General features: G+C 64.4%; 11 protein-coding genes. 7 read left to right on the forward strand and 4 right to left on the reverse strand.

The window, feature by feature from the left end; genetic code table 11:
- Positions 1–143 precede the first annotated feature (143 nt).
- Together IVB32_RS26505 and IVB32_RS26510 are read left to right on the forward strand one after the other, a co-directional pair.
- Positions 144–2,660, forward strand: a complete 2,517-nt coding sequence (locus IVB32_RS26505) for a glycogen/starch/alpha-glucan phosphorylase (RefSeq protein ID WP_085384957.1) — start codon at positions 144–146, stop codon at positions 2,658–2,660.
- Between the two features lie 94 nt (positions 2,661–2,754).
- Complete coding sequence (locus IVB32_RS26510; protein ID WP_018460051.1) at positions 2,755–3,570, forward strand: thioesterase family protein; 816 nt, start codon at positions 2,755–2,757, stop codon at positions 3,568–3,570.
- Between the two features lie 149 nt (positions 3,571–3,719).
- On the opposite strand, the gene IVB32_RS26515 is transcribed toward IVB32_RS26510, so the two are convergent.
- The 3 genes from IVB32_RS26515 to IVB32_RS26525 all read right to left on the reverse strand — a co-directional run bounded on the left by IVB32_RS26515 (position 3,720) and on the right by IVB32_RS26525 (position 9,043).
- Positions 3,720–5,336, reverse strand: coding sequence for a phosphoenolpyruvate carboxykinase (locus IVB32_RS26515; RefSeq protein ID WP_018460052.1), 1,617 nt, complete (start codon positions 5,334–5,336; stop codon positions 3,720–3,722).
- A gap of 299 nt (positions 5,337–5,635) precedes the next feature.
- Positions 5,636–8,230: a CHAT domain-containing tetratricopeptide repeat protein gene (locus IVB32_RS26520; protein ID WP_247368752.1), complete on the reverse strand. Its 2,595-nt coding sequence runs from the start codon at positions 8,228–8,230 to the stop codon at positions 5,636–5,638.
- Positions 8,231–8,293: 63 nt separating this feature from the next.
- A complete protein-coding gene (locus IVB32_RS26525; RefSeq protein WP_026233934.1) occupies positions 8,294–9,043 on the reverse strand; it encodes a DUF2470 domain-containing protein in 750 nt (249 codons plus the stop codon).
- A gap of 242 nt (positions 9,044–9,285) precedes the next feature.
- On the opposite strand from IVB32_RS26525, the gene IVB32_RS26530 reads away from it, so the two are divergent.
- The 5 genes from IVB32_RS26530 to IVB32_RS26550 all read left to right on the forward strand — a co-directional run bounded on the left by IVB32_RS26530 (position 9,286) and on the right by IVB32_RS26550 (position 13,279).
- Positions 9,286–9,987 (forward strand): response regulator transcription factor, encoded by a 702-nt coding sequence (locus tag IVB32_RS26530; protein ID WP_007597749.1) that lies wholly within the window; start codon positions 9,286–9,288, stop codon positions 9,985–9,987.
- A 116-nt stretch (positions 9,988–10,103) separates the two neighbouring features.
- A complete protein-coding gene (locus IVB32_RS26535; RefSeq protein ID WP_018460056.1) occupies positions 10,104–11,909 on the forward strand; it encodes a sensor histidine kinase in 1,806 nt (601 codons plus the stop codon).
- A complete protein-coding gene (locus IVB32_RS26540) occupies positions 11,906–12,430 on the forward strand; it encodes an HPr kinase/phosphatase C-terminal domain-containing protein (RefSeq protein ID WP_018460057.1) in 525 nt (174 codons plus the stop codon). Before IVB32_RS26535 ends, IVB32_RS26540 begins: the two co-directional genes overlap by 4 nt.
- A gap of 133 nt (positions 12,431–12,563) precedes the next feature.
- Complete coding sequence (locus IVB32_RS26545; protein ID WP_007597752.1) at positions 12,564–12,965, forward strand: PTS sugar transporter subunit IIA; 402 nt, start codon at positions 12,564–12,566, stop codon at positions 12,963–12,965.
- A complete protein-coding gene (locus IVB32_RS26550) occupies positions 12,962–13,279 on the forward strand; it encodes an HPr family phosphocarrier protein (RefSeq protein ID WP_018460059.1) in 318 nt (105 codons plus the stop codon). The genes IVB32_RS26545 and IVB32_RS26550 overlap by 4 nt, the downstream gene beginning before the upstream one ends.
- 15 nt (positions 13,280–13,294) lie before the next feature.
- Here the strand turns inward: IVB32_RS26550 and IVB32_RS26555 are convergent, their stop codons facing one another.
- Complete coding sequence (locus tag IVB32_RS26555; RefSeq protein WP_026233935.1) at positions 13,295–14,920, reverse strand: glycosyltransferase family 39 protein; 1,626 nt, start codon at positions 14,918–14,920, stop codon at positions 13,295–13,297.
- Positions 14,921–14,930 lie beyond the last annotated feature (10 nt).

Raw genomic sequence — 14,930 nt, forward strand, 5'->3', positions numbered from 1 at the left:
CCGTATGCGTCCGGGTTCCCAAATCGGCCCGTTCCTTGCATAATTTTACGCCAAACGCAGTGCACGGTCGCACCAGCAATGGTTCCGTACAGAGGCAAGATGCGTAGGGTCAGTAGTGTTCTCGCGACCAGGAAGTGACGACTTTGCAAGATTCATCGTTCCAGCCCAATTTCTCCGCCCCCAACCAGCCCATCGACGAACTCGCTCTGGCTGAGATCAAGGGCGCGATCCTGGCGAAGCTGCGCCTTGCCATCGGCAAGGATGCGGGCATGGCCACCAAGCACGACTGGTACCAGGCCGCGGCGCTGGCGCTGCGCGATCGCATCGTGCATCGCTGGCTCACGGCCGAGAAGCACAGCTACGATGCGGGGCGCAAGCGGGTCTATTATCTCTCGCTCGAATTCCTGATCGGCCGCCTCTTCAGCGACGCGCTGAACAATATGGGGCTATTGAAGATCTTCGAGGTCGCGCTCGGCGATCTCGGCGTTTCCTTGCCTGAGCTGCGCAAATGCGAGCCGGACGCGGCGCTCGGCAATGGCGGCTTGGGCCGTCTCGCCGCCTGCTTCATGGAAAGCATGGCGACGCTGTCGATCCCTGCGATCGGCTACGGCATCCGTTATGATTACGGCCTGTTCCGTCAGATCATCAATCAGGGCTGGCAGCAGGAATATCCGGACGAATGGCTCGGCTTCGGCAACCCTTGGGAATTGCAGCGGCCCGAAGTGATCTATGACATTCGCTTCGGCGGCGGTGTCGAGCATGTCGAAGACAAGGGCCGCGATCGCGCGATCTGGCATCCGTCCGAGACCGTGCAGGCGATGGCCTATGACACGCCGATCGTCGGCTGGCGCGGCCAGCACGTCAACGCGCTGCGGCTGTGGTCGGCACGCTCGCCCGATCCGTTGAAGCTCGATGCCTTCAACACCGGCGACTATGTCAGCGCCAGCGCCGAGCAGTCGCGCGCGGAAGCGATCTGTAAATTCCTCTACCCGAACGACGAGAGCCCGGCGGGCCGCGAGCTGCGCCTGCGCCAGGAATATTTCTTCGTCTCGGCTTCGCTGCAGGACCTGATCAAGCGGCACCTTGCGTCGGACGGCCAGCTTCGCAGCCTGTCGAGCAAGGTCGCGGTGCAGCTCAACGACACCCATCCGAGCCTGGCCGTCACCGAGCTGATGCGGATCCTGATCGACGACCACAATTTCCGCTGGGACGAGGCCTGGAAGATCACGGTCGCCACGCTGTCCTACACCAACCACACGCTGCTGCCTGAGGCGCTGGAGACCTGGCCGGTCGAGCTGTTCGAACGGCTGTTGCCGCGGCATCTCGAGATCATCTACCGCATCAACGTGCAGCATCTCGCGCTCGCAGAGGCGCGCGCCCCCGGCGACATCGACTTCCGCGCCTCGGTGTCGCTGATCGACGAGCGGAGCGGCCGGCGCGTGCGCATGGGCCAGCTCGCCTTCGTCGGCTCCCACCGCATCAACGGCGTCTCGGCGATGCATTCGGACCTGATGCGGGAGACCGTGTTCCACGACCTCAACCATCTCTACCCCGGCCGCATCACCAACAAGACCAACGGCATCACCTTCCGCCGCTGGCTGATGCTGGCGAACCCGAAACTGACCGATCTGTTGCGCGAGACCTGTGGCGACGCCGTGCTCGATGATCCGACGCAGCTCAGCCTGATCGAGGCCCGCGCCAGCGACGTCGAATTCCAGAAGAGGTTCCGCGCAGTCAAGCTTCACAACAAGACGGCGCTGGCGCGCCTGATCGGCGAGCGCCTCGGCATCAAGGTCGACCCGAACGCGCTGTTCGACGTGCAGATCAAGCGCATCCACGAATACAAGCGCCAGCTTCTCAATGTCATCGAGACGGTCGCGCTGTACCAGGCGATCAAGGACGACCCCAACGGCAACTGGGTGCCGCGGGTGAAGATCTTTGCGGGCAAGGCGGCGGCGAGCTACCGCTACGCCAAGCTGATCATCAAGCTGATCAACGACGTTGCGGAAGTCGTCAACAACGACCCCGCGATCGGCGGCAAGCTCAAGGTCGTCTTCCTGCCCGACTACAATGTCAGCCTCGCCGAGGTGATCATTCCCGCGGCCGACCTCTCCGAGCAGATCTCGACGGCCGGCATGGAAGCCTCCGGCACCGGCAACATGAAGCTGTCGCTCAATGGCGCCCTCACGATCGGCACGCTCGACGGCGCCAACATCGAGATCCGCGACCATGTCGGCGCGGAGAACATCGCGATCTTCGGCATGGAAGCCGGCGATGTCATGATCCGGCGCAAGCAGGGGCTGGACGCCTCCGACGTGATCCGCAATTCGCCGAAGCTCCAGCGCGCCATCAATGCGATCGGCGCCGGCGAATTCTCGCCCGGCGATCCCGGCCGCTTCGAATCGATCGCGCATGCGCTGCGCTATCTCGACCATTACATGGTCAGCGCCGACTTCGATTCTTATTACGAGGCGCAGCGCAGCGTCGATGCGCGCTGGCAGGTGGCGCCGGCCTGGACCCGCGCCTCGATCCTCAACGTCGCGCGCATGGCGTGGTTCTCCTCCGACCGCACCATTCGCGAATACGCCGAGGAGATCTGGAACGTGCCGGTCAACCCCACCACGCCGCTGCTGCCGACCTTGCGCGACGTCGCGGGCTGAATTTCCGCGACGTGAAATCGGTTACTCACGAGGTAATTGCACAAGCCGGCGGCGGACGTGATATGACGTCCGTCATTGAACGCCGGATCGAATAATGCACGCCAAGCTCCCGCACCCTTTCGACGACGCCACCCGCGTCACCGCCGGTGACTCCAGCTGGCAGGGACACACCAGCGACGATTACTGGGCCTTTGTCGGCCCGTTCGGCGGCGCCACCGCCGCGACTATCCTGCGTGCGCTGATCGAGCATCCGGAACGTGCCGGCGACCCGCTGGCGCTCACCGTGAATTACTGCGCGCCGATCGCGAAGGGGCCGTTCGATCTGGACGTGCGGCTGGTGAAGGCTAATCGCTCCAGCCAGCACTGGAGCGTCGAACTGTCGCAAGGCGGCGGCGAGGTCGCAACGCTCGCCACCGCCGTGTTCGCCGAACGCCGGCCGTCCTGGGAGCACAGGGTGGCGCAATATCCCGATGCAAAGCCGTTCGAAGAGACGATGCCGTTCCCGAAGATCGCGGCGTCCTGGGCCAACCAGTACGAATTCCGCTTCGTCGAGGGCGAGATGCGGATCGGCCCGCTCAAGCCCGAGCTCGCCAGCACTTACTCAAAGCTCTGGATCAGTGATCGCGAACCGCGCAAGCTCGACATGCCGTCGCTGATGTCGATGTCGGACGCCTTCTTCGGCCGCATCTTCCACGCGCGACGCGAGCTGGTTCCGTTCGGCACGGTGTCGCTGACGACGTATTTCCACACTGACAGCGAAGAGCTCGCCGCCGAGGACATCACGCGCGTGCTGGCGACGGCCGATTCAAAGATCATGCACAAGAGCTACGCCGACCAGAACGCCGAGCTGTGGTCGCCGAACGGAAGACTGCTCGCGACCACGACGCAGATCGCCTATTTCAAGGCGTAGCTGCTTCCGCGAGTTCGCCATCAATCCAGACTGTTTCCGCGGAGGGATTCTGGATTGCTTCGCTGCGCTCGCAATGACGGTGGAGAGACATCTTGAAAAGCAAAAGGGCGGCCTCGCGGCCGCCCTTTCGAATTTCAAACGACGCAAGCTTACTCCGCCGCGAGCTTCACGTCCGGTGCAGCGGCGCGGACCTCGGCGTCGACCTGGGCTTCGAACTTGGCAAAGTTCTTCTGGAACATGCCGACCAGCGCGCGGGCGGTCTTGTCGAACTCGTCCTTGTCCTTCCAGGTGTTGACCGGGTTGAGGATCTCGCTCGGCACGCCCGGCAGCGCGGTCGGGACCGCGAAGCCGAAATATTTATCGGTGCGGAATTCGACGTTGCGAAGCGAGCCGTCGAGGGCCGCGGTCAGCAGCGCGCGCGTCACCTTGATCGGCATGCGCGAGCCGGTACCGTACTTGCCGCCGGTCCATCCCGTGTTGACCAGCCAGCAGTCGACATTGTGCTGGGCGATCAGGTCGCGCAGCATGTTGCCGTAGACGGAGGGGTCGAGCGGCAGGAAGGGCGAGCCGAAGCAGGTCGAGAATTCCGGCTGCGGCTCATTGCCGAGACCGCGCTCGGTGCCAGCGACCTTGGCGGTGTAGCCCGACAGGAAGTGATACATCGCCTGCGCCGGCGAGAGCTTGGCGATCGGCGGCAGCACGCCGAAGGCGTCGGCGGCGAGCATCACCACGTTCTTCGGCTGCGGTGCGCGGCCGGTGCGCGAGGCGTTCGGGATGAACTCGAGCGGATAGGCCGAGCGCGTATTCTCGGTCTTGGAGCCGTCGTCGAAATCGACCACGCGGGTGTCTTCGTCCAACACGCAGTTCTCGAGCACCGCGCCGAAGCGGGTCGAGGCGGCATAGATCTCGGGCTCGGCTTCCTGCGACAGCTTGATGCACTTGGCGTAGCAGCCGCCTTCGAAGTTGAAGACGCCGTTCGGGCCCCAGCCGTGCTCGTCATCGCCGATCAGCGTGCGGTTCGGATCGGCTGACAGCGTGGTCTTGCCGGTGCCGGACAGGCCGAAGAAGATCGCCGCATCGCCCTTGGCGCCGACATTGGCCGAGCAATGCATCGGCATCACGCCGCGCTCGGGCAGATAGTAGTTCAGCGTGGTGAAGACCGACTTCTTCATCTCGCCGGCATAGTAAGACCCGCCGATCAGCACGATCTTGCGGGCGAAATCGATCGCGACGACATTCTCCGACTTGCAGCCATGGCGCTTCGGATCGGCGCGGAAGCTCGGCATGTCGATGATGGTGAGCTCGGGCACGAACGCCGAGAGCTCGATCGCCTCGGGACGGATCAGCAGCGTGCGGATGAACAGCGAGTGCCAGGCGAGCTCGGTGAAGACGCGGGTCTTGATGCGATAAGCCGGATCGGCGCCGCCATAGAGGTCCTGTGCGAACAGCGACTTGCCTTCGGCGTGCTTGAGGAAGTCCTGGTAGAGCGTCTCGAACTGCTCTGCGGTGATCGACTGGTTGCCGGCCCACCACATCTTCTTGTCGGTGGTGGCGTCACGCACCGTGAATTTGTCCTTGGGGCTGCGGCCGGTGAACTCGCCGGTGTCGGCGCAGAGCGCGCCATCGGCCGACAGCACCGCCTCGCCCGCGGAGAGCGCGTATTGATAGAGTTGCGGCGCACCGAGGTTCCAGTGAACCTGCTTGAGATTCTTTAAGCCGAATTTGTCGGCGCCGAAGGCACCGTTGCGCACGCCCGTCTCTTGCACGAAAAATCCTCCTAGAACCCACTCAGCGCGATCATGCTTGGCGCCGCCGCGGTCACCGTGATTACAGGCCGTTCGGCCTCGGTTGGAACGACCTAATACTGATGAACGCTGGCGTTGCCAAGCTGATCCCTTAGGATTTGGTTTATTCAAGGACCGCGCCAAACGTCGCGCATGTCAGCTCTGAGCAGGCGCATCAAAAAATCGACAATGATCGCGCAACCAAATGTGCGTTTCGGCGTTTCCTGAGGTTATTGCAACGCACAATGCCCAAGACAGCTGAAGGACAATCGCAGCCCGCCCTATCGTACCGCGCCTTCGCCGATGAGCGCGAAGGGCCCCCACATCGCTGGATAGGCGTTGCGCGGAGACGAGGTGTCGTCAACGTAGGTTAACATCGCGCGGCGCAAGGCTTCGGCACGCCCGATTTGTGGTTCGTTTTTGAGCAGCTCGAAAGTCATCGTGGTCAGGCGGGTGGCAGCTTCCGAATCCACGGCCCAATGCGAGACCAGGAGCGCGCGCGCACCGGCGTAGAAGAACGAGCGCGCCAGTCCCGACAGGGCCTCGGCGCCGGGCTTGTCGCCCGCGATGGTGTTGCAGGCCGACAGTACAACCCAATCCGCATTGAGCTTGAGCTGAGCGACTTCACTCGCGGTGAGTAGACCGTCGTCGAGTTCAGTGGGCTGATCGGGAATGGAGAGCGCGAGCGAGGGCTCACCCAGTCCCTTGATGTCGCCGGCAACGAGGCCGTGGGTGGCAAAGTAGATGATGCCGTATTGAGCAAGCGCTGCACGCTTGAGCGTCGTCTCGCTGGCGTCGCGGCCGAGATGAATGTCGGCCTCGGAAGCCCCGACATCCCTGGCCACCGCGTTCAACTCATCGGCGGTGTCGGGCAGTTGCGGCAGCGCCTGCGCAAGCCGCGCGCGATCGACGCCGGCACCGCGCCAGAAATCACTATAGGCGATGGTCGCGATGCTGCGCGCGGCGACCTTGCCGTTCGCGGCGCGCCGCTCGGCGGGCCCTTCCAGTGCAGGATTGAACACGGGATCGCCGAAGCCGGTCATCGGCTTCACGCTTTGATCCCGACGCGCGAAGGCCCGCAGCGATTTCAGACTGCCCACCGACGGCAGCACCGAGACGGCCTGGCGCCGCAGCAGCCAGGCGGCGCCGCGATAGCCTTCGAGCGTGTCCGGGATCGCAGCCTGCGGCTTCTCCGTGACGAGCAGATGAAACGGCAATGCGGTCAGCGCAGCCGACGGCACCACCAGCAGGCTGTGCTTGTGCTTTGTCAACGCCTCGACCGGACCGAGCAGCGCGACATGGAGCTCGTTGGCGAGCGCCAGATCGAACAATCCGGATTTGCCGGAGGCGTCGCGCGCTTTGCCGACGTCGAGTCCCTTGCGGAATGCCGTCACCTTCTGCGTCAGCGCATCCGCGCCGAGTGGGATGGCCTTCCAGTCGACGCCCTCGCGCGTGATCGCGATGACACAGCTCTGCTTGTCGACGACGGAATAGAGCACCATCGCCTCGTCGGCCGACAGCAGCAGCCGGATGTCCTTTGCCGTCAACGGCAGCGGATTGGAGAGTGACGCGTAGTCGGGAAACTCGACCGCGAGCGTCTTCTGCAAGCCCGCACGCTCGTTGGCAATCATTGCAATCCGCGCGCGGCTGCGCTGTTCGGTTGCGAGATCGCGCTGCGCGGATTGCTTCGACACTGCGGCAACGATCGCCTTGTCGAGTGCCTCTGACTCAGCCGCGAGATCCTGATCCCGGCGCACCAGCTCGGCGAGCCGGTCGCTGCCGGCGGCAAGCCGAACCGCGAGCTTGTTCACGGCGGATGCGGCGGAGGATTGCGTGCCGCGCTGGATCGCGGCGAGGGCCTCGTCGAGCGCCTTGTCGCCGGACAGCAGATCTTGTTGGCGCGCGGCGAACAGGACCGGCAAGACGATGCGCAACTGGGCGCGATCGCCCCGAAGAGTCCTTTCCGCGAACGGCAATGCGTCCGCGGCGCGCCCGGCCACGTAGAGGAAATAAGCCAGATTGCCGGTCGAGGTCATGACCTCGGGATGATCGGGCCCGAGTGCATTTTCGCGGATGACCAGCGCGCGACGATAGAGCGGCTCGGCGTCACCGTAGCGCTGCTGGTGCTCGTAGAGGCCGGCGAGATTGTTCAGCGAGCGGGCGACGTCGGGATGATCCGGTCCCAGCACCTTATCCCGGATCGCGAGCGAGCGCTTGATCGGCGCTTCCGCGTCCGCATCGCGATTGAGATCGCGATAGACCTGGCCGAGATTGTTCAGGACGGTGGCCACCGCCGGATGCTCGGAGCCGCCAGCCTTCTGGTAGATCGCGAGCGCCCGCTGAAACAGCGGCTCGGCTTCGGCATAGTGCTGCTGCTTCACATAGAGCGTGGCGAGATTATTGAGTGACTGGCCGACATCGGGATGCTCGCGCGACAATCCCTTCTCGCGAACGGCGAGCGCGCGCTTGAACAGCGGCTCAGCCTCGGCGTAGCGGCTCTGCCGCTGGTAGAGCGCGGCGAGGTTGCTCAGTTCGGCTCCGATCAACGGGGTTTCGAGACCGAGCGACTTTTCCATCAGCATGATGGCGCGCTTGTAGAGCGGCTCCGCCAGATCGTCGTGGCCCTGACCGGCATGAACCTGGCCGAGGTTGTTCAGCGCGGCGGCGAGTTCGCGACCTGTGTCGCTCTTCTCCAGGTTCGCGAGCATACCTTGCGCCAAAGGCAGTGCTTCCGAATATCTGCCGGCGCTCATGAGGGTGTTGATCCGCGCGCTCTCCGCGGCGAGACCTTTCTGGGCGACGCTAGGCGTGACAAGCGATGCGGTGATCGCGAGCGTCAAACCCGCAACCAGCGTCCGTCTATTCCATTCTGTCATGACGCTCTCGCCGCCGCCTTCTGACCGGTAACGAACTTGGGTCGCGGCGATGGGCAGCAGCGTTCAATGTGTTGCGCTCTGGTTCATCCTGGTGCGCGCTTCGCCGGCGAGGCGAACCAGCATCTTGCGCAGCGCCGTGCCATCAGCCACCCGCTCCGGAAAATCCAGCCGCAAGACGGTCTGGCCGTCCTGCATGTCGAGGCCCTCCGGGTCGCAGCCGGTGCAGCGCCAGTCGCCCGCGGCAGCACCGAGCAGTTTTGTTGCATAGAGGCCCATGGCCTCGCGGTGGTCGGCATTCATGTGCTCCACCGCGCCCTCCTCCGCCGTCAGCAAGTCCTCGGCCCCCGTGAGGTCGGTCAGGAATTGCTCCGGCTTGAGGTCGACGATCCGGCCGAAGCCGGCGACCAGATGGGTTCCCGTAGGCCGGATCCGAAAGAAAGAGAAATCTTTAAAGGAAACAAAGGCTCCCGCTGAGGGATGAGCATTGAGATACCGTCGCCGGAGCAGATCCTTGTCGGCATCGGCCGGCTCGGCATGGCCGGACAGCATGATCCGGGCACCTTCCAGCGGATCGCCCGCCGCCCGCTCGTCCAGCATCAAGGACACCCGGCTGTCGGCCAGGATGTTCCTGGTGTGCACGGCCAATCCTGAGATCAGCAGGATCGGAGAGCCATCCGGATGGCTCGCCAGATTGACCAGGGAACAATAAGGATCGCCGCTGCCGGCCATCAATGTCGCCAAGGCCCCCTGCCGTGACCGCCGCAGCAGCGATTTGGCGAGCTTTCCGGGGTCGAAGTCGGGGGTCGGTTGCATCGGCTTTCTCGGGTCAGGTGGTTGCATGGAGGGCCTTTTTTCGGGTAAACCGGGGCCCGGTTATGGGTCGAGATGCGGCGAATCTGCCGTGTTTCGTGGAACTTGGTCACACTTCAGCCTAGCTTGCATTGCTCGGTGACAAGGTTCGAATGCCAACATCGGCACCCATGTATGCGGCGCATCAGTGGATTGCTCGCCGTTTTCAAGCCACGACCCAAACGGAAAGCAGAAAGCAGAGGCTCATGCCCACAATCGCTTTGGTCGACGACGACCGCAACATTCTCACATCCGTCTCGATCGCGCTGGAGGCCGAAGGCTATCGCATCATGACCTATACCGACGGCGCCTCAGCGCTCGACGGTTTCCGCACCACCCAGCCCGATCTTGCCATCCTCGACATCAAGATGCCGCGCATGGACGGCATGGAGACGTTGCGCCGGCTGCGGCAGAAATCCGACCTGCCGGTGATCTTCCTGACCTCGAAGGACGAAGAGATCGACGAGCTGTTCGGCCTCAAGATGGGCGCCGACGACTTCATCCGCAAACCGTTCTCGCAGCGCCTGCTGGTCGAGCGCGTCAAGGCGGTGCTGCGCCGTTCGGCGCCGAAGGACCCGACCGTCACGCCGAAGGAGAACGACGCCAAGGCGCTCGACCGCGGCCTGCTGCGCATGGATCCTGAACGGCACACCTGCACCTGGAAAAACGAGCCGGTGACGCTGACCGTCACCGAATTCCTGATCCTGCAGGCGCTCGCGACCCGGCCCGGCGTGGTGAAGAGCCGCAACGCGCTGATGGACGCCGCCTATGACGACCAGGTCTATGTCGACGACCGCACCATCGACAGCCACATCAAGCGGCTGCGCAAGAAGTTCAAGGTGGTCGACAACGAGTTCGAGATGATCGAGACGCTCTACGGCGTCGGCTACCGCTTCAAGGAAGCCTGAGGCGCACGCGCCTCCACGAAAGACCGAGAGCATCGCCGGTTCTGATTCCATCGGGACCGGGATGGCTCTAGGATGCGGGGACCTTCGCACGAGCTGTCCTAACGCGGGCGTGAGCATTGCTTGACCGAACGCAGCCTGACGAGAACCAGAACGCCGAGGACGTCACCGCCCACGGCGCTCCGGATCAATTGGCTGAGGACAAGCTGGCCGTGCGGGGCTGGCGTCCACTGAACTGGTTGAAGCGCGCCGGGCAGTTCTTCTTCGCGCTGTCCTTCTCGAGCCTGACCCGCCGCATCGTCTCGCTCAACCTCGCCGGCCTGGTCGCGCTGGTGGCGAGCATCCTCTATCTGTCGCAATTCCGCGCCGGCCTGATCGACGCGCGCGCGCAGAGCCTGCTGGTGCAGGCGGAGATCATCGCCGGCGCGATCGCGGCGTCCGCGACGGTGCAGACCAACGCCATCACCATCGACCCCGACCGGTTGCTCGACCTCAAGCCGGGCGAGACCTATGGCGGCTCGGACGAGTATTCCCCGCTGGATTTTCCGATCAATCCGGAGCGCGTGGCACCGGTGCTGCGCACGCTGATCTCGCCGACCAAGACGCGCGCCCGCATCTACGACCCGAACGGCAGCCTGCTGGTCGATAGCCGCAGCCTCGATACCGTGGTGCGCTTCCCCCTGCCGTCAGTGTCCGCCGAGAAGCCTGGCATGGTCGAACGCGGCATGGTCGCGGTCCGTACTTGGCTCAATCGCGGCGACCTGCCGCTCTATCGCGAGCTCGGCCCCGAGAACGGCAATGGCTATGCGGAGGTCGGCGACGCGCTCCAGGGCCAGAAGCGCTCGATGGTGCGGGTCAATGCGCGCGGCGAGGTGATCGTCTCTGTCGCGGTCCCCGTGCTGCGCTCGCGCGCCATCCATGGCGCGCTGATGCTGTCGACGCAGGGCGACGACATCGACCAGATGGTCACCGCCGAGCGCCTCGCCATCCTCAAAGTGGGCGGCGTCGCCGCCGCGGTCATGATCATGCTGTCGCTGCTGCTCGCCAGCACGATCGCAGGTCCGGTCCGCCGGCTCGCCGATAGCGCCGAGCTGATCCGCCGCCGGATCAGGACCCGCGTCGAAATTCCCGACTTCACCCGTCGTCGCGACGAGATCGGCCATCTCTCCGGTGCGCTGCGCGACATGACCAGTGCACTCTACAGCCGCATCGAAGCGATCGAGATGTTCGCCGCCGACGTCGCGCACGAATTGAAGAACCCGTTGACCTCGTTGCGCTCCGCGGTCGAGACGTTGCCGCTGGCGCGCAACGAGAACAGCCGCGCGCGCCTGCTCGAGGTGATCGAGCATGACGTCAAGCGGCTCGACCGGCTGATCTCGGACATCTCCGACGCCAGCCGTCTCGATGCAGAACTGCAGCGCCAGGATGCGATTCCGGTCGACCTGCGCCGCCTGCTGACGACGCTCGTCTCCGTCGCCAATGAAACCAAGCTCGGCCATGACGTCGCGGTCGAAATGCGTTTCGAGGGCCGCAGCCCGACCGACAATTTCGCCGTGACCGGCCACGATTCGCGACTCGGACAAGTGGTCTCCAACCTGCTCTCGAACGCACAGTCCTTCTCCGAGCCCGGCAACAAGGTGCGCCTCACCTGCCGCCGCGTACGCGGAGAGATCGAGATCGTGGTCGACGACGACGGCCCCGGAATCCGCGACGACGCGCTGGAGCGCATCTTCGAGCGCTTCTACACCGACCGCCCTCATCAGGGCTTTGGCCAGAACTCCGGCCTTGGCCTGTCGATCTCCAAGCAGATCGTCGACGCACATGGCGGACGCATCTGGGCGGAGAACCGCCTCGGCCCGGCGGACGAGGACGGCGCGCCCAGTGTTGTCGGCGCGCGTTTCGTGGTGAGGCTGCCGGCGCTATGAGCGACGGTGGGCCCAGCGTTCACGCCTCGGCGGTCAAGGTTGGAGATCTGGCGGTGCTGATCCGCGGGCCCTCGGGCTCCGGCAAGTCGCGCCTTGCCTTCGATTTGATCATGGCAGGACGCAGCGGCGTGCTCGAAACGGCCGTTCTGGTCGGTGATGACCGTGTCCATCTGGCGACAGTCGGCCGCGAAATTGAGGTCCGCCCCGCCCCGGTTCTGGCCGGCCTGATCGAGATCCGGGGGCTGGGAATCCGCCGCTGCGACTTTGTGGAGCATGCGACCGTCGGCCTCGTGGTCGATCTGGACGCCGCGGATGCGGAGCGGCTGCCGCCGGCCCAATCCCTGAAAACAGCCATTTTAGGTGTCGAAATACCACGAATCCCAGTCGGCCGCGACTATTTGCCCCTTCCTCTGGTTGTCGCGGCCTTGACCACTACCAAGAGTTCATCTCCCGTTAACCCTTCAGGCGATTGTTTGAAGGGAAATGGTAACCATATGAACCCCACACTCGCGACCGAATAGACCGGCGCAGCTCCCCTTATCCATCCGTCTAGATTCAGGGAGATACGCAACATCCCCTCTTGCGCGGGGGCTCTGGATGGTCAAAGTGGCGCGTTCGTGCGGTGCACCAAAAGCGCCCGCGAGGAGTTTTCCGATGATTGGTCTAGTACTTGTGACCCACGGGCGCCTTGCCGACGAATTCAAGGCAGCGCTTGAACATGTCATGGGCCCACAAAAGCAAATCGAAGCGATCACGATCGGCGCCGAAGATGATTCCGATCTCTGTCGAAGCGACATTATCGAGGCGGTTAACCGCGTCGATTCCGGCGACGGCGTCGCGATCCTCACCGACATGTTCGGCGGCACGCCGTCCAATTTGGCAATATCCTGCATGAGCCGGCCGAAGGTCGAAGTGCTCGCGGGCATCAACCTTCCCATGCTGGTGAAGCTCGCCAAGGTGCGCGAGGAGCGTCCGCTCCCCGACGCGATCGCGATGGCCCAGGAAGCCGGCCGCAAATACGTCACCATCGCCAGCCGCGTCCTCGCCGGCAAATGAGCGACGAGGCGCCGCAAGCCGGGACGGGCGTGCCCGCGGGCGCGATCTCCAAGGACCTCCTGATCATCAACAAGCGCGGCCTGCACGCGCGGGCCTCCGCCAAGTTCGTTCAGGCCGTCGAGCGTTTCAGCGCGCAGGTCTGGGTGACGCGCGGCGGCGAAACCGTCGGCGGCACCTCGATCATGGGCCTGATGATGCTCGCCGCCGGTCCCGGCACCACCATCACGGTCGCCGCGTCCGGCGATGATGCCGAGGCCGCGCTCGCGGCGATCACCGAACTCGTTGAAAGCAAATTCAACGAGGAAGGGATTTAGGCGGATTCGCTTCGATCAATTCCCCGGCGGCGCGATGTAGATGTTCCAGCTCATCGACGGACCGGCTTTGCCGTGAGTGAAACGGCGCGTCGTCATTACGATGCGCTCGGCCTTCGGCGCAACTTCGGACACCCATTTTTCGAACGCCGGCAGGCGACCATCGGCCGGGTCGAACACGCCGATGAAGCCGTATCGCTTGACGTCATCGGGCGAAATCAATCCGGACCCCCAGGCCTCGAGCGGCGTGAACGCGGCCGGATGATCCGGGCTGTAGAACACCATCGGCTGGATCGATTCCATGGTGCCGGCGACGACCGCCCAGTGCGAGGCGAAGCGCGCGTGCCAGGCCTGCGTCAGCTCGCGCGCGAGATCCGAGCGCGCGCCGTAAGTCGCCGTATTGCCGGCATTGGCCGCCATCTCGCGGGCGGCGATCCAGGGCGAGGCAATGAGCGTGGCAACGCTGAGCACGAGCCAGATCGCGACAATGTTGAACAGCGCAGCGCTCTGCACCCGCAACGCCGGGATCGCGACCAGCGCCAAGGGCACCAGGAAGAACAGCGAGATGCCCCAATCGGTCTTCATGTAGATGCTGAAGGCCAGCGCGCCGAGCGCGGGGCCGACCGCGACGATGATCTGGATGAGCCAGACGTTGCGCGCCTGCGAAAGGTTCACGCTGGAATTCGCGCCGCGCGCCCAGTCCCGCGTGACGATGCGCAAGGGCGCACGCAGGAGCAGCCTGAACCAAGGTGGCACCAGCGCCATCGCCAGCGCGGCCAGCGCCACCGGCAATGCCAGCAGCGCGACATTATGCAGGGCATAGCCGGTCACGAGCTGATGCACCTGGCCGCTGTCTTCGAGGCTGTAGGTATCGCCGGCATAGGTCAGCGGCACGAAATGCGCGTCCGCCAGCCACACGATGTGCGGGATCATCGCCACCACCATCGTCGCGATCGCAACCCACGGTGCCGGCGACGACAGGAATCTCATTCGCTCCGGATGGATCAGCGCGGCAAGCCCGATGGCGCCGATCATGGTCAGCACCCAGTATTTGGTCATCAGCGCCAGCGCGCCGGCAAGGCCGAGCAACACTCCGGACTGCCAGCTCCGCTTCTCGAACGCATTGAGATAAGCGAGCACGAGGAGCGGCAAGGTGACGAGCTGGAGCAGGTCGGGATTGTACTTGAAACCCTTGAAATTGAAGATCGGGTAGAGCGCGACCATCACCACGACCAGGAACGCGCGCCGCGCATCCACGACGCGCAGCGCGATGAGCCAGCAGATCACCATACCGGTGCCGACGGTCGCCATCGCCAGCGCATAGGTCGCCCAGTCCGTCGGCGGGAACACTGTGAACCAGAGGCCGGCGACCCAGCCCGACAGCGGCGGGTGCTTGCCATAGCCCCAGAGGAATTTCTGCCCCCAGCCCCAGGCTTCCGCGACGTCCATGTGAACGTCCTGCGCTGCCTTGAGATTGATCAGGATGAAGGTCCAGAGCACCGCATGCAGGATGGCGAGCTGGATCACCAGCCAGAGGCGCGCCTCGGGGCGGGTCGCGCTGGCAACCAGCCAGGCGCGAAAGCGGGCATAGCTCACCCGGGTCTTCGCGCGCGCTCGGGCAGACGGGATCGAGGTCGTCGTCATGGGCCTGGAC

Origin of the sequence: Bradyrhizobium sp. 23, assembly GCF_023073295.1 — a bacterium.
Classification (GTDB): domain Bacteria; phylum Pseudomonadota; class Alphaproteobacteria; order Rhizobiales; family Xanthobacteraceae; genus Bradyrhizobium; species Bradyrhizobium canariense_D.

Bases quoted from the DNA above. Each gene is read 5' to 3' on its own strand.
- IVB32_RS26510 (WP_018460051.1), top strand. From the start codon at position 2,755: ATGCACGCCAAGCTCCCGCACCCTTTCGACGACGCCACCCGCGTCACC.
- IVB32_RS26520 (WP_247368752.1), bottom strand. From the start codon at position 8,230: ATGACAGAATGGAATAGACGGACGCTGGTTGCGGGTTTGACGCTCGCG.
- IVB32_RS26525 (WP_026233934.1), bottom strand. From the start codon at position 9,043: ATGCAACCGACCCCCGACTTCGACCCCGGAAAGCTCGCCAAATCGCTG.
- IVB32_RS26530 (WP_007597749.1), top strand. From the start codon at position 9,286: ATGCCCACAATCGCTTTGGTCGACGACGACCGCAACATTCTCACATCC.
- IVB32_RS26540 (WP_018460057.1), top strand. From the start codon at position 11,906: ATGAGCGACGGTGGGCCCAGCGTTCACGCCTCGGCGGTCAAGGTTGGA.
- IVB32_RS26545 (WP_007597752.1), top strand. From the start codon at position 12,564: ATGATTGGTCTAGTACTTGTGACCCACGGGCGCCTTGCCGACGAATTC.
- IVB32_RS26550 (WP_018460059.1), top strand. From the start codon at position 12,962: ATGAGCGACGAGGCGCCGCAAGCCGGGACGGGCGTGCCCGCGGGCGCG.
- IVB32_RS26555 (WP_026233935.1), bottom strand. From the start codon at position 14,920: ATGACGACGACCTCGATCCCGTCTGCCCGAGCGCGCGCGAAGACCCGG.